A 420-nucleotide genomic window follows, 5' to 3' on the forward strand; every position below is an offset into this window, starting at 1 on the left:
CCATCAACACAGCGCTGCCGTCGGCAAACACCCGTTTGGTCAACTCGTTGTTGTAATCGTAATGATATTGCTCGGTACGACCCAATACGTCGGTTACCTCGGTATAACCGTCGTGATAGGTAAAACGCCATTCCTCGCCCAAAGAAGTCCAGTTGCGCAACACCTTGCCGGTCGGGGTGTAATGGTCGTATTCGTATTCCGATACCAATCCTGCCGCATCCGTGTGCGACACCATCAGATTGTTTTTATAGCCGAAGCTGCGTTTGACGTTGCCGTCGCGGCCGATAACGCGGATCAGGTCGCCGCTGCCGTTGTATTCGTAGCGGACCAGCGGACTGCCGACCCGGACCGCTTCGCCGAAGACCGGCAAACCCTCCAGCAGCGACACCGACAGCAGCCGCATTTTGGGCGACTGTTCGT

General features: G+C 56.4%; 1 pseudogene. It reads right to left on the reverse strand.

The features are described 5' to 3' along the window. Positions 1-420: pseudogene (locus HMPREF3277_RS11350) on the reverse strand (RHS repeat family protein); the annotation flags it as partial.

This window comes from Neisseria sp. HMSC70E02, from assembly GCF_001838645.1.
Lineage (GTDB): Bacteria > Pseudomonadota > Gammaproteobacteria > Burkholderiales > Neisseriaceae > Neisseria > Neisseria macacae.